The organism is Streptomyces sp. NPDC088197 (assembly GCF_044741185.1).
Lineage (GTDB): Bacteria > Actinomycetota > Actinomycetes > Streptomycetales > Streptomycetaceae > Actinacidiphila.
On sequence record NZ_JBIUSD010000018.1, the window covers coordinates 63867 to 83548 of the forward strand.

15 protein-coding genes are annotated in these 19682 nt (G+C 71.0%); 4 read left to right on the forward strand and 11 right to left on the reverse strand.

Features of this window, described 5'->3' with window-relative positions; translation table 11 throughout:
* Positions 1-19 precede the first annotated feature (19 nt).
* Positions 20-2140, reverse strand: coding sequence for a DNA topoisomerase IV subunit B (locus ACIOC1_RS30825; protein WP_355338286.1), 2121 nt, complete (start codon positions 2138-2140; stop codon positions 20-22).
* Between the two features lie 442 nt (positions 2141-2582).
* On the opposite strand from ACIOC1_RS30825, the gene ACIOC1_RS30830 reads away from it, so the two are divergent.
* Positions 2583-2813 carry a hypothetical protein gene (locus tag ACIOC1_RS30830; protein ID WP_188286081.1) on the forward strand — a complete coding sequence of 77 codons (231 nt, stop codon included), beginning with the start codon at positions 2583-2585 and terminating at the stop codon, positions 2811-2813.
* 138 nt (positions 2814-2951) lie between these two features.
* Here the strand turns inward: ACIOC1_RS30830 and ACIOC1_RS30835 are convergent, their stop codons facing one another.
* From ACIOC1_RS30835 to ACIOC1_RS30860, 6 genes are all read right to left on the reverse strand, one after another.
* Entirely contained in the window at positions 2952-3815 is an 864-nt protein-coding gene (locus ACIOC1_RS30835; protein ID WP_355338283.1) for a serine protease, read from the reverse strand.
* A 169-nt stretch (positions 3816-3984) separates the two neighbouring features.
* Positions 3985-5547 carry an RNA polymerase sigma factor gene (locus ACIOC1_RS30840; protein ID WP_401857222.1) on the reverse strand — a complete coding sequence of 521 codons (1563 nt, stop codon included), beginning with the start codon at positions 5545-5547 and terminating at the stop codon, positions 3985-3987.
* Between the two features lie 306 nt (positions 5548-5853).
* Positions 5854-6816, reverse strand: coding sequence for a FadR/GntR family transcriptional regulator (locus ACIOC1_RS30845; protein WP_401857224.1), 963 nt, complete (start codon positions 6814-6816; stop codon positions 5854-5856).
* A 51-nt stretch (positions 6817-6867) separates the two neighbouring features.
* The gene (locus tag ACIOC1_RS30850) at positions 6868-8646 is read right to left on the reverse strand and encodes an ATP-binding cassette domain-containing protein (RefSeq protein ID WP_401857226.1); all 1779 of its coding nucleotides are present in this window, start codon (positions 8644-8646) and stop codon (positions 6868-6870) included.
* 48 nt (positions 8647-8694) lie between these two features.
* A complete protein-coding gene (locus tag ACIOC1_RS30855; protein WP_188286086.1) occupies positions 8695-9429 on the reverse strand; it encodes an NUDIX domain-containing protein in 735 nt (244 codons plus the stop codon).
* A 107-nt stretch (positions 9430-9536) separates the two neighbouring features.
* Complete coding sequence (locus ACIOC1_RS30860) at positions 9537-11525, reverse strand: glycogen debranching N-terminal domain-containing protein (protein WP_401857228.1); 1989 nt, start codon at positions 11523-11525, stop codon at positions 9537-9539.
* 195 nt (positions 11526-11720) lie between these two features.
* On the opposite strand from ACIOC1_RS30860, the gene ACIOC1_RS30865 reads away from it, so the two are divergent.
* Complete coding sequence (locus tag ACIOC1_RS30865) at positions 11721-13031, forward strand: alpha/beta fold hydrolase (RefSeq protein ID WP_401311907.1); 1311 nt, start codon at positions 11721-11723, stop codon at positions 13029-13031.
* Here the strand turns inward: ACIOC1_RS30865 and ACIOC1_RS30870 are convergent.
* On the reverse strand, positions 12943-14181 hold the full coding sequence (locus ACIOC1_RS30870) for a DUF4192 domain-containing protein (protein WP_401857231.1): 1239 nt from the start codon (positions 14179-14181) through the stop codon (positions 12943-12945). The genes ACIOC1_RS30865 and ACIOC1_RS30870 overlap by 89 nt on opposite strands.
* Positions 14182-14314: 133 nt before the next feature.
* Here ACIOC1_RS30870 and ACIOC1_RS30875 point away from each other — a divergent pair, with 133 nt between their 5' ends.
* Positions 14315-16495, forward strand: a complete 2181-nt coding sequence (locus ACIOC1_RS30875) for a DEAD/DEAH box helicase (RefSeq protein WP_401311901.1) — start codon at positions 14315-14317, stop codon at positions 16493-16495.
* Between the two features lie 196 nt (positions 16496-16691).
* The gene (locus ACIOC1_RS30880) at positions 16692-17282 is read left to right on the forward strand and encodes a hypothetical protein (protein ID WP_355338259.1); all 591 of its coding nucleotides are present in this window, start codon (positions 16692-16694) and stop codon (positions 17280-17282) included.
* Between the two features lie 3 nt (positions 17283-17285).
* Here ACIOC1_RS30880 and ACIOC1_RS30885 read toward each other — a convergent pair whose 3' ends face one another.
* From ACIOC1_RS30885 to ACIOC1_RS30895, 3 genes are read right to left on the reverse strand one after another with little or no spacing between them, the layout of a single operon-like run.
* The gene (locus ACIOC1_RS30885) at positions 17286-17963 is read right to left on the reverse strand and encodes a hypothetical protein (protein WP_401857234.1); all 678 of its coding nucleotides are present in this window, start codon (positions 17961-17963) and stop codon (positions 17286-17288) included.
* A gap of 54 nt (positions 17964-18017) precedes the next feature.
* Complete coding sequence (locus ACIOC1_RS30890) at positions 18018-18704, reverse strand: ribonuclease HII (RefSeq protein WP_355338254.1); 687 nt, start codon at positions 18702-18704, stop codon at positions 18018-18020.
* Between the two features lie 49 nt (positions 18705-18753).
* Positions 18754-19659, reverse strand: a complete 906-nt coding sequence (locus tag ACIOC1_RS30895) for an ADP-ribosylglycohydrolase family protein (RefSeq protein ID WP_355338251.1) — start codon at positions 19657-19659, stop codon at positions 18754-18756.
* Positions 19660-19682: the final 23 nt, after the last annotated feature.

Genomic DNA, 19682 nt, shown 5'->3' on the forward strand with positions numbered 1-19682 from the left:
CCGCTTGCTCCGCCGCAGGTCAGACGTCGATCCGCGACCGGTCCAGGGTCGTGGCGGAGTTGGTGATGAACTCCTTGCGGGGGGCGACCTCGTTGCCCATCAGGAGGTCGAAGGCCTGCTCGGCGGATTCGAGGTCGCTGATGTTGATGCGGCGCAGGGTGCGGTGGCGGGGGTCCATGGTGGTTTCGGCCAACTGGTTGGCGTCCATCTCACCGAGGCCCTTGTAGCGCTGGATGCTGTCCTTGTAGCGGACGTTGCGGCGCTGGAGGTCGAGGAGGGTCTGGCGCAGCTCGTTGTCCGAGTAGGTGTAGACGTACTTGTCCTGGCCCTTCTTGGGCTGGACGAGTTCGATGCGGTGGAGCGGGGGGACGGCGGAGAAGACCCGGCCCTGCTCGACCATGGGACGCATATAGCGCTGGAAAAGGGTGAGCAGGAGGCAGCGGATGTGGGCGCCGTCGACGTCGGCGTCGGCCAGGAAGATGACCTTGCCGTAGCGGGCCTGGTCGATGTCGAAGGTGCGGCCGGACCCGGCTCCTATGACCTGGATGATCGCGCCGCACTCGGCGTTCTTGAGCATGTCCGAGATGGACGACTTCTGGACGTTGAGGATCTTGCCGCGGATCGGCAGCAGCGCCTGGAACTCGGAGTTGCGGGCCAGTTTGGCGGTGCCCAGTGCCGAGTCGCCCTCGACGATGAACAGTTCGCTGCGGTCGACGGCGTCGCTGCGGCAGTCGGCCAGCTTGGCGGGGAGCGAGGAGGTCTCCAGCGCGGTCTTCCTGCGCTGCGCCTCTTTGTGCTGCCGGGCCGCGATGCGGGTCCTGGCGGCGGCGACGGTCTTCTCCAGGACGGCGCGCGCCTGGGCCTTGGCGTCCCGCTTGGTGGAGGTCAGGAACTCGCGCAGTTCGGTGGCGACGACATTGGCCACGATGCGGTTTGCGGCGGAGGTGCCGAGCACTTCCTTGGTCTGGCCCTCGAACTGCGGCTCGGCCAGACGCACGGTGATCACCGACGTCAGGCCCTCCATGGCGTCGTCCTTGACGATGTCGTCCTCGGCGACGCGCAGCAGTTTGGCCGAGCGCAGCACCTCGTTCATCGTCTTGGTGACGGAGCGCTCGAATCCGGTCACATGGGTGCCGCCCTTGGGGGTGGCGATGATGTTCACGAAGGACCTGGCGGTCGTCTCGTAGCCGGTGCCCCAGCGCAGCGCGATGTCGACGCCCAGCTCGCGGGTGACCTCGGTGGGGGTCATGTGGCCGCGGTCGTCGAGGACGGGCACGGTCTCCTTGAAGGTGCCGCTGCCGGACAGGCGCAGGACGTCGCAGATCGGCTTGTCGGGGGCGAGGAACTCGCAGAATTCGCTGATGCCGCCGTCGAAGTGAAAGACCTCCTCGACGGGCTTGTCGGTCTCGATGCCGCGCTCGTCGCGCACCACGATGGTCAGGCCGGGCACCAGGAAGGCGGTCTGGCGGGCGCGCTGGTGCAGGTGGTCCAGGGAGAGCTTGGCGTCCTTGAGGAAGATCTGCCGGTCGGCCCAGTAACGCACGCGGGTGCCGGTGCGGGTCTTGGGGACCCGCTTGGCCTTGGTGAGCCCGCTGGCGGGGTCGAAGGGCGCCTCGGCGCCGGATTCGGTGAAGATCCCGGGGACCCCGCGACGGAAGCTGATGGCGTGCGTGGCGCCGTTGCGGTCGACCTCGACGTCCAGCCGGGCCGACAGCGCGTTCACCACGGACGCGCCGACGCCGTGCAGACCGCCGGAGGCCGCGTACGAGCCGCCGCCGAACTTCCCGCCGGCGTGCAGCTTGGTCATGACGACCTCGACGCCGGACAGGCCCGTCTTGGGCTCCACGTCCACCGGGATGCCGCGGCCGTTGTCCCGGACCTCGACCGAGCCGTCCTCGTGCAGGATGACCTCGATGCGGTCGCCGTGACCGCCGAGCGCCTCGTCGACGGAGTTGTCGATGATCTCCCAGACGCAGTGCATCAGACCGCGACTGTCTGTTGACCCGATGTACATACCGGGCCGCTTGCGAACCGCTTCCAGCCCTTCGAGGACGAGCAGGTGCCGCGCGGTGTAGTTGGAGCCGTCGCGATCTGCACCCGTCAGCAGCGCAGAGGACGGCACGGATGTTTCGGCGGTCACGCGGGCAGCTCCTCGATCAGGAATGTTCTGAAGTTTTTTTCAGCCGTGTCGGTGAGAGGGTACCGATGCCGGGAGGGGTGACAGCGCCGCGACCCGGTATCCGGGCCTCAACACGGCCCTCGTCCCGGCTTCCATGCTAGCCCTCTTCGAGCACGTGTTCGATAACCCGCGCGAGTGATACACATGTCACGTTCCCAAAGAGGCATGAACCATTTAGGCTCCGGGCACGTCCTCAGCAACAACCGGCAAGCCAGCCGGGAGCAAGTCCGGACAACAGCTCCATAAGCGACATCTGACGCAACTGACTCCTATTCGCCGCCAATCGGTAACATCCAGTCACCCCGAGGTCGGTTTTCGAGGAAAAGCTGAGAGCGGGAACGTTTTCGGCCTGGTTGGATGTTGACCCTGGTACGACAGCTCGTCGAGCTAGAGAAGAGGCGACGTGACTACTGTTCTGACCCCCGCGAGTCCGCTGACAGCGGCAGACCGCTGCGACCGTTGCGGCGCTCAGGCATACCTGCGCGTTGTCCTCATCAGCGGTGGTGAGCTGCTCTTCTGCGGACACCATGGACGCAAGTTCGAGCCGGAGCTCAAGAAGATCGCTTCGGAAATACAGGACGAGACCGGACGGCTGACCGACACCCCGGCAACGGCGGGAGAAGACGAGCGCTGACACTTCGCATCAGCGACGAATTCGAGTCGGCGGGCGGACAGACCCCTCCAGGGGGTGTCCGCCCGCCGTCTTCCGTTCAACCGCGGCCCGCCGCAGCTCAGCTGGTTCTGCCAGCCTTCGACCGCGCTGCGCCAGCGCTCAGCTACTGTGCGCCGCCACCAGTGAGGCCATCGCCGAGACGCGCGTGTAGACCCCTGGATAGGCCGCCTCCGCGCAGCCACTGCCCCACGAGACCAGACCGACGACCCGGTCCCCCACGACCAGCGGGCCGCCGCTGTCGCCCTGACAGGCGTCCCGGCCCCCGCCCTTGGCACCCGCGCACATCATCGAGGCGCGCACATAAGTGCCGTCGAAACTCCCCGGATACGCCTGCGCGCACACCGTGTCCGCGAAAACCGTGACCGTCGCGGAACGCAGCGTGTTCGAGTACGTGCCGCGGCCGGTCGTGTCACCCCACCCGTAGACCTGCGCCTGAGTGCCCGCCCGGTAGTCCTGCTCGTCGGAGGAGTCCGCGATCGGGATCGTGGCGCCCTTCGGCAGCGCTGTCGCCAGCGTGATGACCGCGATGTCGCCGGAGTTCGTCGTCGAGTCGAAGCCGGGGTTGACCCACACCTGCGACAGGCCCAGTTCCTGCCCACGACCGCCGCTGAGGTCCGTACGACCGGCGATCACACGCAGGTCGGGCAGTTGGTGCCAGTCGCTCGCTCCGAGCGCCTCACGGCCGAAGCAGTGGGCCGCGGTGATCACCGTACGAGGCCCGACGGCCACCGCACCGCAGAACTGGCCGGACCTGCCGGAGCCGAAGCGCTTACGGCTGGCCAGGGCCATCACCCATGGCGTGCTGTCCGTGCTGGCCGGGTTGCCACCGATCACGACGCCGTTGGCGGCGGCTGGGGTCGCGGGCGCGGCCAGCGGGACGGCCAGCACCGGCAACAGCGCCGCCGCGAGACCGCCGATCACAGCACGACGACGACCGGTCACGGCACGGAAGGGGAAACGCATGCGGCCTCCTGACCCTGTGGAGCACTCTGGACACCCAGAGTGATCGATAGGGCCGGAGGCCGCATCCGCAAAGAGGCCATGTCGCCCGAAAGACGTCCGCGGAGTTCTCCGGAGGCCCGAAGGGCTCCGGAGAACTCCGCGGAAATGACGTCGGGTCAGCCCGGCCGGGTCAGTCCAGGTAGTCGCGCAGCACCTGGGACCGCGACGGGTGACGCAGCTTGGACATCGTCTTGGACTCGATCTGCCGGATCCGCTCGCGCGTGACCCCGTAGACCTTGCCGATCTCGTCCAGCGTCTTCGGCTGCCCGTCCGTGAGGCCGAAGCGCATGGAGACCACGCCCGCCTCCCGCTCGGAGAGGGTGTCGAGCACCGAGTGGAGCTGTTCCTGCAGCAGCGTGAAGCTGACCGCGTCGGCCGGCACGACCGCCTCGGAGTCCTCGATGAGGTCGCCGAACTCGCTGTCGCCGTCCTCGCCCAGCGGGGTGTGCAGGGAGATCGGCTCGCGGCCGTACTTCTGGACCTCGATGACCTTCTCGGGGGTCATGTCGAGTTCCTTGGCCAGCTCCTCCGGGGTGGGCTCGCGGCCCAGGTCCTGGAGCATCTGGCGCTGCACGCGGGCCAGCTTGTTGATGACCTCGACCATGTGCACCGGGATACGGATGGTGCGGGCCTGGTCGGCCATCGCGCGGGTGATCGCCTGCCGGATCCACCAGGTGGCATAGGTGGAGAACTTGAAGCCCTTGGTGTAGTCGAACTTCTCGACCGCGCGGATCAGACCCAGGTTGCCCTCCTGGATCAGGTCCAGGAAGAGCATGCCGCGACCGGTGTAGCGCTTGGCCAGCGAGACCACGAGGCGGAGGTTGGCCTCCAGCAGGTGGTTCTTGGCCCAGCGGCCGTCCTCGGCGATGATCTCCAGCTCGCGCTTGAGCTTGGGGGCGAGCTTGTCGGCCGCGGCCAGCTTGTCCTCGGCGAAGAGACCGGCCTCGATGCGCTTGGCCAGCTCGACCTCCTGCTCGGCGTTGAGCAGCGGGACCTTGCCGATCTGCTTGAGGTAGTCCTTGACCGGGTCGGCGGTGGCACCGGCGACGGCGACCTGCTGTGCGGGCGCGTCGTCCTCGTCGTCGTCGGAGAGCACGAAGCTCTCGGACTCCGACTTCTCGGTCTCCTCCTCGCCGCCCTTGCCCGCGGCGGCCTCCTCGACCGTCTCCTCCGCGTCGACGACCTCGTCCTCGCCTGCGGCCGTCTTCTTGGCCGCCACCTTCTTGGCGGGGGCCTTCTTGGCAACGGTCTTCTTGACGGCGGCCTTCTTCGCCGGCGCCTTCCTTGCTGGGCTCTCCGCCTCCACCGATGGCTCCACCGTGGTCTCGGCCTCGGCCTCCGCCTCCGGGGCGGCGGCCTTGGGCGCAGCGGTCTTCTTGACAGGGGTCGCCCTGGAGGCGACCGTCTTGGTGGCAGTACGCTTCGCCGGGCTCTTGGCTGCGACGCTCTTACGGGTGCGCTTGGGCGCCTCAGCGGCAGTCACCATCAGCGTCACACCCTCCTCGTCGAGGACCTGGTTGAGGCTGCGCAGAACGTTCTTCCACTGGGTTGCCGGAATCTGGTCCGCTTCGAACGCCCGACGCACGTCGTCGCCGGCGATCTGCCCCTGGGCCTTACCCTGCTCGATGAGCGCCATCAGAGACTCGGACTCGGCGATCTCGGACGGGAGCGTACGGGATGTGCTGGCCGACACGAACAACCTCTCGGAACGATGGGAACGACTCGGTGGAACCGCACAGCCACTCAGCGTCAAAATCGTCGCTGAATATTCCTTGTGCCGTGGCCACCTCTTAAGTCATCGCGCTGCCTCGCCAAGCGTTACGCCCACCCTACGTGGCCCGAGTCACACCCTAAATCGTGCAGATCGGTCATAAATCCGGACACATGACCCGTCCGGCCGTGCGAGGGCGCGGGAGAGCGGCCGGGAGAGCCACGGGGGACCACATGGGACCGCCGCCGACCCCAGGTGTTCCGGGGTCCGCGGCGGAGGGCGACACGGTCAGTGCTGCTCGCGCGGACCGGGGACGACGTGGTCGGCGGGAGCGGACTCGGGCTGCTCGGGCAGGACGGTGAGGAGCTGGCGCATCGCCGCCTCCGCCGTGCCGCCGTCGCTCTCGGCGAGCGCTTCGACGATCCGCTGGTGCAGGCCGACCGAGGTGTCGCCGGGGCGGTCGCAGCCGGTCACCGGGCCGCCGGACACGTGCAGCGCGGAGGAGACGATCCCCGACAGGTGCTCCAGCATCCGGTTGCCCGCGACCTGGAGGAGCAGGGCGTGGAATTCGGCGTCGGCCCTGGAGAAGGTCAGCGCGTCGCCCTGTGCGGCGGCGTGCGCCATGATCTCCGCCATGTCGGCGAGGCGCTGCTGTACGTCCTCGCGGCCGTGGCCCGCGGCGAGCCGGGCGGCCAGCGGCTCGATCGTCCAGCGCAGTTCGAGCAGTTCGCGGCGCTGGTCGTCGCGCTGCGGCCCGAAGGCACGCCATTCGATGATGTCGGGGTCGAGCAGATTCCAGTCGCTCACCGGGCGGACCCGGGTTCCGACGTTGGGCCGGGCGCTGACCAGGCCCTTGGCCTCCAGCACGCGCAGGGACTCGCGCACCACGGTGCGGGAGACCTCGAAGCGCTGGCCGATCTCCTCGGGGACCAGCGGGCGGTCGGCGCCCAGATCGCCGGAGACGATCATCTGCCCGAGCTGCTGGACGAGTTGTCCGTGCAGTCCCCGGCCACGGCTGCCGCCGGCCCGGCGGCCCATCCGGTTCATATCCGGCTCCATGCCCTCCCAGGACGTTAGTCCAGGTCGGTCGGTGCCAGGGGCTTCGGCGTACGAATAGCGGTCCAGCTCGCCCGATCCGGCGATTCCGGAGTCGGCAGAACGAGCCGCGGTCATCATGGTGTGCGCAAGGGTACTCACGCATCCTTTGTCGGCGATGCCGATGCGCGCCTTGAGGGCTTTGCTGAAAAGCACACGAAAGGGTGAGCGCTCATCACCTCATAATTGACGTTTTATGGCGATGAATCATCCCTTCTTGCTGGTAAGCGGCGCAGTTCGGCTGACGCGTGGGGCAGTTGGGCGGCGCCAGCGTCGCCGTCCGCGCAACGCGGTTGCCAGATAGGCGCAGACCAGCACGGTGAGTGACAACGACAGCGCGGAGACCACCGGTTGGGCGGCGAAGCGCAGCAGTCCCTCGACCGTTCCGCCGCCGCCCTGCGAGACCCCGCTGACCACCGACCACAACGCTCCGCCCGCGTCGGCGAGTTGTCGTGCCACCGGCCCACCGAACAGTCCCCGTACGGCCGGAGCGACCAGCAGCGGTACGGCGAGGACGGCGGCCACACCGAGCGCGGTGGTACGGAACACCCCCGCCGCGAGCACCCCTGCCCAGGCGCAGCCGATGGCGAGCGCCGCCCAGCCGCCGAGCGCGGCAGGAAGCGTCGTCAGATCCGGCGCCTTTCCCGGGCCGAGGGTCAGCCGCAGCACCAGGGTGTCGGCGACGGCGGCGAACGCGGCGAGCAGCAGCGCGCAGATTCCGCTCACGGCGAGTTTGGCGCCGAGCAGCCGCAGGACCCGCGGCTCGGGGCCGTACCCCGGCGCGAGGGCGGGGTAGCGGAACTCCTGCCCGTAGGCGAGTGCGCCCAGCACGCCCGCGCCCACGGCCGCCGCGGGCAGCGGCAGCCGGACCGCCCATCCGGAGATCAACCGCAACGGCGGTACGGACACAGCGCCGGTGCGTGCCATCAGGACCGTGCCGAGCACCGAGCCGACCAGTGCCGCTCCGGCGATCGGCCACGGCGTGAGGACCCCGAAGGCGCGCCGCAGTTCGTACCGCAGTGGCCGGACCGGGCCGTGCTGCCGTGCCGGACGCCGCCGCGGCTGCGGCAGGGCGGGCGGTACGGCGGCCGCCACGCCGCCTTCTGCCTCGGGGGTGACGTCCGGGGTTGTGACGCCGTTTCCGCTCTCGTCGGCGAGGTGGTGCAGCAGGATGCCGTGGCGGTAGGCGGTCTCCCCCACCGCGGCCGAGGTGGTGCCGTAGACGGCGATACGGCTGCCGGTCGCGGCGATCACCTCGGCTCCGTCCTCGGTGAGCAGCGTGGCCAGGCGCTCGGCGTAGGGCGAGCGGACGGCCACGAACGGGCGCATCCTCGTGCGGGCGAAGTGCGCGGCCGACTGGTCCGCGACCAGGCGCCCCTTGTCGATCGCGATCACGTGGTCGGCGGTACGGGCGAGGGCTTTGGTGTCGCGGCCGGTGAGCAGGACCGCGCCCCCGGCGGCGACGTGCCGTCGTACGAGCGCGTGCACCCAGGCGGCTTCCCGGGCCGGGAGTTCGCGCACCGGGTCGTCCAGGATCAGCGCGCGGGGGTCGGCGAGCAGAGCCGCGGCGAAACCGAGACGGCGGTCCATGCCCAGCGAGTACGTGCCGAGCCGCTGTTCGGCGACCTCGGCGAGGCCGACCTGGTCGAGCACCTCGTCGGCGCGGGCGGCGGGCAGTCCGAAGGCGGCGCAGAGCATGCGGAGGTGGCTTCGGGCGGTGCGTCCTGGATGTCCGGGCACGTCACCCAGGAGGGCGCCGACGACCCGGGCGGGGTGGGGGAGGTCGCGCAGCGGCCGGCCGTCGACGAGGGTGGCGCCGCGTCCGCCCTCCAGCCCGAGCAGCAGGCGCAGCGCCGTGGACTTTCCCGATCCGGCGGGACCGAGCAGGCCGGTGACTTCACCGGCCCTGATGTCGAACGTGAGGTCGGTGACGGCGGGCGGGGCGTTGCGGCGGGGCATGCTGGTCAACCCGATGGCCTGGATCACCCTTGCACCATAGCTCCGCAAATGGGCGTTTTGCGGAAGGAGCCGGTTCTACACCTCGGGCCGCAGCATCGGCGGATTGAGCAGTGCGGCCCCGCCCGCCCTGAACAACTGCGCGGGACGGCCGCCCTGGCGGGTCGTCGTCCCCCCGGTCGGCACGAGGAAACCGACCGTGCCGGTCACCTTGCGGTGGAAATTGCGCGGGTCGAGCGCGACACCCCACACCGCCTCGTACACCCGCCGCAGCTCCCCCACCGTGAATTCGGGCGGGCAGAAGGCGGTGGCCAGCGACGAGTACTCGATCTTCGACCGCGCGCGCTCGACCCCGTCCCCCAGGATCCGGGCATGGTCGAACGCGAGCGGCGCCGTCTCCCCCGCGTGCTCCTGTCCCCCTTCGCCCAGCAACGTCCCGACCGGCGCCCAGCGCGCGCTGCGGGCGTCACCGCCCGCCCGAGGCGCGGGCAGGTCGGGCGCGAGCACCAGATGCGCGACGCTGACCACCCGCATCCGCGGATCGCGCTGCGGATCCCCGTAGGTGGCGAGCTGCTCCAGATGAGCGCCGCTCTGCGCCCGGAGCCCCGTCTCCTCGGCCAGTTCCCGCGCCGCGGCCTGGGAAAGATCCTCGTCCTCGCGGACGAATCCGCCGGGCAGCGCCCACCGCCCCTGGAAGGGCGGCTCGCCGCGCCTTACCGACAGTGCGCACAGCGCGTGATGTCGCACGGTCAGCACGACCAGGTCGACGGTGACGGCGAAGGGCGGGAAAGCCGACGGGTCGTAGGGCGACATGGCGCGATCATAGTCGTCTGCCTGACGATAATCAGCCGGATCGAGAGCCTGATCCCTATCGGATCGATACGTTTTCCCGTCCCTCCCCGCTCGGACCCCGCCCATGGTCAGGTCCCGAGGCGCAGTCCCGGCGCCGCCTCCTCGATCATGGCCATCCCCAGACGGCTGACCCGAACGGAGAACGGCTGCTCCGCGACCCGCAACCCCGTCAGATGCACGGCTCCCAGCGGCGCGGCGCTGATCGGCCGGACCGCCACCGTGCCGCCCGGCGCGTCCGGCCGCACCCCGGCGAGCGCCGTCAGCAGATGGACGGCCCCGGCCGCCGCGACCGCCGCCGGACGGCACGCCATGGGGTGCGGGCACGGCGCACCGCCCGCAGAACGCTGCTCGCCCCCGTATATCTCCGGCATCCGCAGTCCGAACTCCGCCGCAGCGTCCAGCACCCCGCCCACCAACGCGGACGCCTCCTTCTCCAGCCCCGCCGCGGCGAGTCCGGACACGGCGAGCGCCGTCTCATGGACGCGCACCGCGCCTCCGCGGTGGCCGAAGGGGCTGAAGCCGGGCGTCTTCGCCGACATCGTCCGCAGACCCCAGCCGGAGTTCATGTCCGGCGCGGCGAACAGCTTGCCGAGCTGTTCCGTCTGCCCCTTGTCCAACAACCCGGGAGCGAGCGCCCCTTCGCCGAGCAGCCCGGTGTCGAGGAGGTGCGCGAGCGACGAGGACAGCACCGGCACCGGTTTTCCCCCGGCGGCCAGCGCCAGCGCGGGCCGCCCACCGCCCGGATCCTCCAGCCAGAATCCCCGCCGGAAGCCCGCCCGCAGCGCCGCCGCGTACTCCCGCCAGCCGTCCGTTCCACTCCGTTCGTGGGCGTCGAGCAGATCCGCACCCTGCACCGCCGCGCGATACGCGTACGCCTGCACCTCCGCCCGCGCCGGACCCTCCGCCGACGGGTCCACGACCAGGCCGGAATCCGTCGTCGCCGCCCGCATCCAGCCGAGGCACCGCTCCGCCGCCGGGAGCAACGGCTCCACCTCGCGAGCCGGAAGCCCCCAGCGTCGGGCCTCGGCCAGCACGGTCACGAAGAGCAGCGTCGCCTCCACGCCCGAATCCAACGGCGGCAGGTGCGGTCCGGAGTGCCGCGGCACTCCGGGCACACGGCCCGTCGCGGGGTCCTGCAACCTGACCAGCATGCGGAGCGTGCCCGCCGCCAGCCGCGTGCCGAACGGCAGCAGCATCCGCGCCGCCCACAACGCGTCCGCGGGGGCCAGCCCCATCCGCCAGGGCGCCCCGGCCGCGACGTAGAGGTCGGCGGGATGTTCCGGCGCGCGGAGCAGCAGGGCCTGTGCGTCCCCGAGCGAGGCGTCCAGCAGGACACCGGCTCTGGGGTCGTCGCCCTCCAGTCGCGCGTCGGCCCACATCGGCGGCGGTCTGTCGCCGACCGGTGCCCGCGCGCTGCCCGCCGTCGTGGCCGCCGGTGCCGGCTCCACCCGCAGCTCGATCGTCCGTGCCGCTCCGGGCGCCACCTCCAGGTCCCACCTCAGCAGTCCCGACGCGCCCAGCGCCGCGTCCGGCGCGGGAGTCGCGGTGACCCGCGCCGATTCCCCGCCGCTCGACCAGCGCAGCCCCGAGCCGCTGACGCCGGCCGTCAGATCCGCCCCGGCCTGCCCTGCGGCCACCGCGGAGAGCGCCACGAGATCAGTGCCGAACGCGATCTCGACGGGCAGCGCCACCCGTACCGGCCCCGCGTTGGCGAACGTGATCCGCTCACCGCCCTCGGCGGTCCTGACGCGCTCCACCGTGACGACCGGGTCGGGACCACGGTCGCCGGGTGTCCGGACGACCGCCAGGAAACGTGCCCGTCCCGCGTCGAGCAGCCTGGCCTGCACGGTCACCGGTTCGGCTCCCGCGACCGTCAGCTCGCAGCGGCTCAGCAGTCGCCTGCCGTCGCGGTAGAAGCCGTCCAAACCGTCGCCGCGCATCTGCCCGTGCTGTGCGGACACCGCGAGGGCCGGCGCCGCCACGCAGATGACGGCGTCGTGGACGGGTACCGGGCCGGGTGCCGCCCGGCGCGGTACGACGACCGGCGGCGTGCTCACCGGGCTCCGGCCTTCGCCGCGCGTGCGGCCCGGGCGACGGCCGAAGCCGCCGCCCGCTCGTACGGGATTCGTCTTCCGGGAGAGTGCTGCACGCCGGGTGAACGCCCCGCCGAGCGCACAGGTCACGGCCCGTCTACCGTTCCTGAACGGGAGCCCCGGCTCCCCGCACGGCCCGCACCCCCGAAAAGAGACTCCATGACCGTCCACCGCCAGCCAGGCACCGTCATCACCGACCACACGTTTGCCGTACCGCTCGATCACTCCTCCCCGGACGGGGAGCGGATCGAGGTCTACGCCCGCGAGGTCGTGGCTGCGGGCCGGGAGCGCGAGTCGTTGCCTTGGCTGCTGTATCTCCAGGGCGGTCCGGGCTTCGGCTCGCCGCGCCCGCTGGGACGGGACGGCTGGCTGCCGCGCGCGCTCGACGACTTCCGGGTGCTGCTGCTCGACCAGCGCGGCACCGGGCGCTCCACGCCCGCCACCCGCCAGACGCTGCCCACCCGTGGCGACGCCGCCGCCCAGGCGCACTACCTGTCGTACTTCAGGGCCGACTCGATCGTCCAGGACTGCGAATTCATCAGGCGTCAGCTCCTCGGAGAGGACGCGCGCTGGAGCGTGCTGGGCCAGAGTTTCGGCGGCTTCTGCGCGGTCACCTATCTGTCGTCGGCGCCCGAAGGTCTGCGGGAGGTGTTCGTCACGGGCGGCCTGCCGGGTCTTGATGTGACCGCCGAGGCCGTCTACCGCGCCGCCTATCCCCGCATCGAGCGCAAGAACGCCGGTCACTACGCCCGTTACCCCGAAGACGTCGAGACGGTGCGCACCATCGTCCGCCGCCTGCGCGACGAGGCGGTGTCGCTGCCCGGCGGAGGCCGCCTCACACCTGAGGCGTTCCAGTCCCTCGGTCTGATGCTCGGCACCGGCACCGGTTCGCACACCCTGCACTACCTGCTGGAGTACGCGTTCGTGACGGGTCCCACCGGTCCCGTCTTCTCCGACTCCTTTCTCTCCCAGGTCCAGCAGCATCTGTCCTTCGCCGCGAATCCCCTTTACGCGGTGCTGCACGAGTCGGTCTACGGACAGGGGTCCGTCTCTCCTCACGGCACCGGCTGGGCCGCCGAGGCCGTCCGCGGTGAATTCCCGCGGTTCGACGCCGAGCGCGCGCTGGCAGGGGACGCTCCCGTGCTGTTCACGGGAGAGAGCATCCATCCGTGGATGTTCACGTCCGATCCGGCGCTCGCACCGCTGCGCGAGACGGCGGAGCTTGTCGCGCGCCGCGAGAAGTGGCCGGACCTCTATGACACCCGCCAGTTGGCGGCCAATGAGATTCCGGTGGCGGCGGCGATCTACCACGACGACATGTACGTCGACACCGCCCACTCGCTGGCCACCGCGCGCGCGGTGCGCGGGCTGCGGACCTGGGTCACCGACGAGTTCGAACACGACGGTCTCCGGGTGAGTGGCGGCCGGGTCCTCGACCGGCTGATCCGACTGGCCCGCGGCGAGCTGTAGTCGAGGCGATCACGCGCTGTCGCCGCTCCTGCCGCAGGCTCCGCCGCAACAGCTCAGGGTCCAGACCCTCGTTGACGGAGTGGTGGAGCAACCGCGCGAAGGTGTAGTGGGGTTCGAGGTCCAGCGCGAGGCCGAGGGCGACCCGCGCCTCGGCCTCGTCCCCCGAGGACCATGCGACCCAGCCCGCCAGGGCGAGCGGGGCCGCGGCATGGTCCGCGTACGGTCCTGCGCAGCGCCGGGCGAGCGCCCGCCACAGTCGAAGGGCGGCGTCCGCTCGCTCGGGCTCCATCCATTCGGCGGCGCGGTCGCGTGCCGTGCGGTCCTGGAGGCCGAGGATGACCGCCGCGCCCTCGTCGTCGGAGAGGAGCCGGTCGTCCCGCCGGTCCGCACGCGCGGGATCGTCGATCCGGGGCGCGGAGCGGAACTTCTCAAGTGCCGCACGGGCAAGGGCGAGTGTTCGCTGTCGGACGCTCTCGCAGTCACCGTCGTTAAGCATGCGGGGCACCAATTCGGCGCAGGCAGCGTCGAGGGCGATCTCGTGTTCACGATTCCGCGCCTCGGACGGCTTCAGCCTGGCTTCCATGTCCCGCAGCGAACCCGGCGCCGGGATTCCCGCGTAGGCGCTGGCCGCCGCCATCGTGGACCGGCCGGGCGGAGCCAGGACCGTTCCCTCAGCCGGGACGGTCTCCGCGGGGCGGCAGTACGACCACCAACGGCCGGCCGAGACGCACAACGCCTCGACGACGGGCACGTCCAGCGCCCCGCAGGCCACCCGGATCCGCTGGGCGAGCGGCCTCAGCCTTTCCATCACGGCCGACGCGCGCTCTCCTTCACGCGGGTCCCGGCACAGGAACAGCACGATGGCGTCGGGTCGCCCACCGCGCCGGGTGCTGTTTCTCACGAGGCAGTCGGCGAGTTGGTCGGCGGTCTCCGGCCACTCACTCGGGTCCTCCGGCAGGCCCAGTCGCAGTCGGCCGCCGAAGCGGCCGTGCTCGCCGTGCAGTGCGACGAGCACGACGGAGTCATTGGGATGAAAACCCATCAAGTACGGCAATGCGTCGGCCAGGTCGGCGGGCCCGCGCAAGGTGACTTTGACGTCGGCCGCTTCGGAGAGTGACTCTCCGTGCTGAATCTCGTTGCTCTGTGTCATGAGATCGACGATGCCGTAATCGCGCGAATCACACCAGACCCCCCAAAAACCTGTGGATAACTTTCGGTGGAGTTATCCACAGGCCACGGAGCGGGGTTGGCGCGATGTCGGTGCGATCAGGTTGCATGGGGGCATGACCGAGACCCCCACCGCGCTGCGTTCCGCGGCCGACACCGTACTGAGCCGACTCGTCGGCGCCGAGCCGGGCACCGCACGGCTCCGCGAGGACCAGTGGCTCGCCGTCGAGTCGCTGGTCGCGCACGGCCGCAGAACGCTGGTCGTCCAGCGCACCGGCTGGGGGAAGTCGGCCGTGTACTTCGTGGCCACGGCTCTGCTGCGCGAGCGGGGCAGCGGCCCGACGGTCATCGTGTCGCCGCTGCTGGCCCTCATGCGCAACCAGGTGGAAGCCGCCGCACGCGCGGGCATCCGGGCCCGCACGATCAACTCGTCCAACACCGAGGAATGGGGCGAGATCGAGGCGGAGGTCGCGGCGGGCGAGGTGGATGTCCTGCTCGTCAGCCCGGAACGCCTCAACAACCCGGACTTCCGCGATCAGGTGCTGCCCAAGCTCGCCGCCACCACCGGCCTGCTCGTCGTCGACGAGGCGCACTGCATTTCGGACTGGGGTCACGACTTCCGCCCGGACTACCGACGGCTGAGGACGATGCTCGCCGATCTGCCGCCCGGCGTCCCCGTGCTGGCGACCACGGCCACCGCCAACGCCCGCGTGACCGCCGACGTCGCCGAGCAGCTCGGTACCGGCGCCACCGGGGCCGATCAGGAAGGCGCCCTCATCCTGCGCGGGCCGCTGGACCGCGAGAGCCTGTCGCTCGGCGTGCTGCGACTGCCCGACGCCGCCCACCGGCTGGCCTGGCTGGCCGACCACCTCGAAACGCTTCCGGGCTCCGGCATCATCTACACCCTCACCGTGGCGGCGGCCGACGAGATCACGGCGTTCCTGCGGCAGCGCGGCTTCCCCGTCGCCTCCTACTCGGGGAAGACCGAGAACGCGGACCGGCAGGCGGCCGAGGCGGATCTGCTCGCCAACCGTGTCAAGGCACTCGTGGCCACCTCGGCCCTGGGCATGGGCTTCGACAAGCCCGATCTCGGATTCGTCGTGCACGTCGGATCGCCCTCGTCGCCGATCGCCTACTACCAGCAGGTGGGCCGTGCCGGACGCGGCGTCGACCACGCCGAGGTCCTGCTCCTGCCCGGGCGCGAGGACGAGTCGATCTGGCGGTATTTCGCGTCGCTCGCCTTCCCGCCCGAGGAGCAGGTGCGCCGCACCCTGGAAGTGCTCGCGGCCTCCGACCGCCCGGTGTCCATCCCCGCGCTGGAAACACGCGTCGATCTGCGCCGCTCCCGCCTGGAGATCATGCTGAAGGTGCTGGACGTCGACGGCGCGGTGCACCGGGTGCGCGGCGGCTGGACCGCGACCGGGCGGCCGTGGGCGTACGACACCGAGCGGTACGCGTGGGTGGCCCGCCAGCGCGAGACCGAGCAGCAGGCCATGCGGGACTACGCGACCACCACAGGGTGCCGGATGGAGTTCCTGCGCCGGCAGTTGGACGACGAGCAGGCCGCGCCCTGCGGACGCTGCGACAACTGCGCGGGCGCGCGCTTCCCTCTGGAGGTGTCGAACGCCGCGCTGGACGCGGCACGCGCGGCGCTCGGGCGCCCCGGAGTCGAGCTGGAAGCACGCAAGATGTGGCCGACCGGTCTCGAGGCGATCGGGGTCGCGCTCAAGGGTCGTATTCCGGCGACGGAACAGGCGTCCACCGGGCGGGCGTTGGGCCGTCTGTCCGACATCGGGTGGGGCAACCGGCTGCGGCCGCTGTTCGCCGAAGGAGCCGTCGACCAGCCGGTTTCGCCGGAAGTGGTGGACGCCGTGATCCAGGTGCTCGCCGACTGGGCCAAGGGGCCCGGCGGTTGGGCCAGCGGCGCGCCGGACGCCCCCGCACGCCCGGTCGGCGTGGTCGGTGTCGCCTCTCGCCGCCACGGCGTGCTGGTGGAATCGCTCAGCACCCGTATCGCCGAGGTCGGCAGAATGCCCCTGCTCGGCCGGGTCGAGTACGCGGATCAGGGAGACCCGGGCGGCGTACCGCGCAGTAACAGCGCACAGCGGGTACGCGCCCTGCACGGGGCTTTCGTCGTACCGCAGGAGTTGGCCGCGGCCCTTCAGGCGAATCCCGGTCCCGTGCTGCTGGTCGACGATCTCTCCGACACGGGCTGGACACTGGCGGTCCTGGCCAGGCTGCTGCGGCGGGCCGGTGCGACGGCTGTCTTCCCGCTGGTCCTGGCCGTTCAGGGGTGAATGTGCGTGGCGAGGCGCCGGACGGGACAGGATCTAAGCGGCGGACAGGTCCATACCGGTCGGCGGCTTCAATTGCCCGTTGCCGCGGGGCAATACGGGAGCGAGAATTGATGCCGGATCCCCTATCGGCTCATCGAGCCATCTGACCGGCGTGCGCCCGCGCCCGGTCTACGGGTGCATCCATGAAAGGAGGACCGTGACCATCGGCTTCGTTCCGGAGACGTCCTCCGCCGCAACTTCCCTCGCGTCGCGCACTCTGGAGCCGGCCGAATGGGCAGGCATCGGCGTACCTTTGCTGGCCAATCCGCGTGACGTGATCAAGGACCTGCACGCTCGGCACCTGCCGTCCCCGTCCACCGCGGTGATCGCGGTGTACGACCCGGACGGCCGGATCCGGGCCAGCGCCTCCTTCACCGCCCGCAGCGGGGTGGTCGACGGCTGGGAGCGGCGCAATGCGCTGCTCTCGCACCTGCGCCGCGTCATCCCGCACGATCTGCGACTGCGCAAACCGGTACGCACCGCTGTCCTGATGGTCTGCCGGGACGGTGGTCCCGGCTGGACCGAGGAGGACGGGGCGTGGATGTGGGGGCTGCGTGACGCCTGCACCCTGCACGGCCTTCGCTCCGGGTCGTACGTCACCCTGACCGCCGACGGCTGGAATGTGATCGGCGAGAATCGCGTCGGCCGCACACCGAACGCCGCTTCCTGGTCGCGGCGGCCGGGCGACGCGGCGCACGGCATCCCCGGTGGGACGACGCAGGCTCTTCGCCGCGCGGCCGCGCGCTGACGGTCAGGCGCTGGCGCCCAGCAGGGAATTGACCCTGGCCGGGTCGCCGCAGACGATCAGCAGGACGCCCGCGTTGGCCAATGCGCCCGCCAGCGCCCTCGGCAGCGTGTCGTCGCTGCCGCCGTTGACGGCGACGACCACGACCGGTCGCCCGGTGGTGCGTTCGGCGGAGATGTCTGCGTAGAAGACGTCGTCGGCCGCGTCGTACTGCGCCCAGTAGGACGCTTCGCCGAAGGTGAGTTCGTGCGCCGCCCACGGGTGCTGGTCACCGGTGGTGAGGACCAGGATCTCGCCGGGTGCCCGACCCGTGTCAAGCAGCAGGTCGACCGTCTCGTCGGCGGCGTCGAGCGCACCGTCGGTCGGCGCGGGGATGAGTTGGATCTGGGCGGCGGCGGGCTCTTGGGTGCGCTGCTGCGGCACGGTGGGAGGAACCGCCGTCGCGGCCGGGGTCACCGGGCCGGAGGGTGCGGCGGGACCAGGGGTACCGATGGGACGGGCGGGGCCGTGACGGCCCGGACCGACGCCTGCGGCGGCTTCCCTCGGCGGCGCGGGACGCGGCGCTGCGGGCCGCGGCGGACCGGGGACAGGACGGGGGGTCGACGCACTGCGGCCGGTGGCCGGAGCTGTACGGGGACCCGGGACGCTCTCGTGAATCTGAGGCTCCTCGGGGATGAGAGGCATGAGTTGATGTCTATCAAATGCCGCACGGATGCGCAGCGGGGGGTGGCGTGTGGATCAGAAATCGAAACCGAGTTGTTCCCCTGACTCGACCGGCTGACGGACCTTCTTGAGGTGCTGCCAGCGGGGCAGCGCGTCCAGATACGACCACGACATCCGGTGCTGCGCGGTGGGCCCCAACTCCTCCAGGGCCGCACGGTGAACAGGCGACGGATATCCGGCGTTGTCGGCGAAGGCGAACGGCGTGTAGTCCGCGCCGAGTTCGGCCATCGCCGTGTCCCGCTGCACTTTGGCGATGACGGACGCGGCGGCGACCGCGACGCAGGACTGGTCGCCCTTGATCACGGTCCTGACCTTCCAGGAACCGCCGAGGTAATTGTGCTTGCCGTCGAGGATCACCGCGTCCGGCCGTTCCGGCAGTCCCTCCAACGCGCGTACGGCCGCCAGCCGGAGCGCGGCCGTCATCCCGAGGTCGTCGATCTCCTCGGGTGAGGCGTGCCCGAGGGCGTAGGAGGTGACCCAGTCGCCGAGGACGGCGGCCAGCCGGGCCCGGCGCTTGGGGGTGATCAGCTTGGAGTCGGTCAACCCCTCCGGCGCGCGACGCAGTCCGGTGACAGCGGCGCACACGGTGACGGGTCCGGCCCAGGCGCCGCGGCCGACTTCGTCCACACCCGCCACGGTCCGCGCCCCGAGAGTGGCACGAAGGGAGCGTTCGACGCTGTGGGTGGGTGGTTCGTACGGCATGGCAGTACCAAGCCTACCCCGCTGCTTCGCGCCGTCCCACGGCGGTCGGTCAGTCGGACAACGCCCAGTCCGGGAGGACTTCGGTCCGCTCCCGCCAGTCGCCCGGCGGTTGGCCGCCCGGCCGGGACGCGACGATGCCGCCGACGATCGCGCAGGTCGTGTCCACATCGCCACCGGCCCTGGCGGTGGTCCAGAACGCCTGCTCGTAATCGTCGAGATGGCGGGCCGCCGCCCACAGGGCGAAGGGCACGGTGTCATGGGCGCTGGTGCGCCGCCCGCAGCCCAGCACGGCGGCCACCGTGGCGACGTCCGCGTAGTCGAGCATGTCCCTGGCCCGTCGGATACCCGCGTGCACCGCGCTGCGCGGTACGAGGTCGAGAACCGCGCCGAGAAGGTCGGACGGTGCCTGGGGTCCCGTGGGGTCGGCGACGAGGGCCGCCGCGGCGGCGACCGCCATGGCCCCGACGACCGCCTCACGGTGCTGATGCGTCGTGTAGGCGGAGATCTCCGCCTGGTGGGTGGCCTGGACGGCGTCACCCGCGTACCAGGCACCAAGGGGCGCGACCCGCATCGCGGCGCCATTGCCCCACGAGCCCTGCCCGTTGAACAGGCCGGCCGCGAGTTCCCGCCAGTCGCCGCCTTCCTGGCGGATCAGCCGCAGCATCCGGTTGACAGCCGGGCCGTAGCCGCGGTCGAAGTCGTGGTGCTCGGCGAAGGAGTGGGCCAGGGCGTCCTGGTCGACGCGTCCGTGCTTGATCAGCACGGAGACCACCGAGCAGGCCATCTCCGTGTCGTCCGTCCACCCCCATGTGCCGGGTGGCAGTTGGCCGTTCTGAAGTGCCGGGTAGTTGGCGGGGACGAAGAACTGGGAGCCCAGGGCGTCGCCCACGGCCAGCCCGCGGAGGCTGGCCACGGCGCGCGCGGCGCGGTCGGTTTCAGTGGTGTGAGGGGTCATGGCGTCGGAAACTCTGACATCGT

Coding starts and splice junctions, on each gene's coding strand:
- ACIOC1_RS30870 (WP_401857231.1), bottom strand. CDS start 14,181: ATGACACAGAGCAACGAGATTCAGCACGGAGAGTCACTCTCCGAAGCG.
- ACIOC1_RS30855 (WP_188286086.1), bottom strand. CDS start 9,429: ATGTCGCCCTACGACCCGTCGGCTTTCCCGCCCTTCGCCGTCACCGTC.
- ACIOC1_RS30885 (WP_401857234.1), bottom strand. CDS start 17,963: ATGCCTCTCATCCCCGAGGAGCCTCAGATTCACGAGAGCGTCCCGGGT.
- ACIOC1_RS30875 (WP_401311901.1), top strand. CDS start 14,315: ATGACCGAGACCCCCACCGCGCTGCGTTCCGCGGCCGACACCGTACTG.
- ACIOC1_RS30835 (WP_355338283.1), bottom strand. CDS start 3,815: ATGCGTTTCCCCTTCCGTGCCGTGACCGGTCGTCGTCGTGCTGTGATC.
- ACIOC1_RS30890 (WP_355338254.1), bottom strand. CDS start 18,704: ATGCCGTACGAACCACCCACCCACAGCGTCGAACGCTCCCTTCGTGCC.
- ACIOC1_RS30895 (WP_355338251.1), bottom strand. CDS start 19,659: ATGACCCCTCACACCACTGAAACCGACCGCGCCGCGCGCGCCGTGGCC.
- ACIOC1_RS30865 (WP_401311907.1), top strand. CDS start 11,721: ATGACCGTCCACCGCCAGCCAGGCACCGTCATCACCGACCACACGTTT.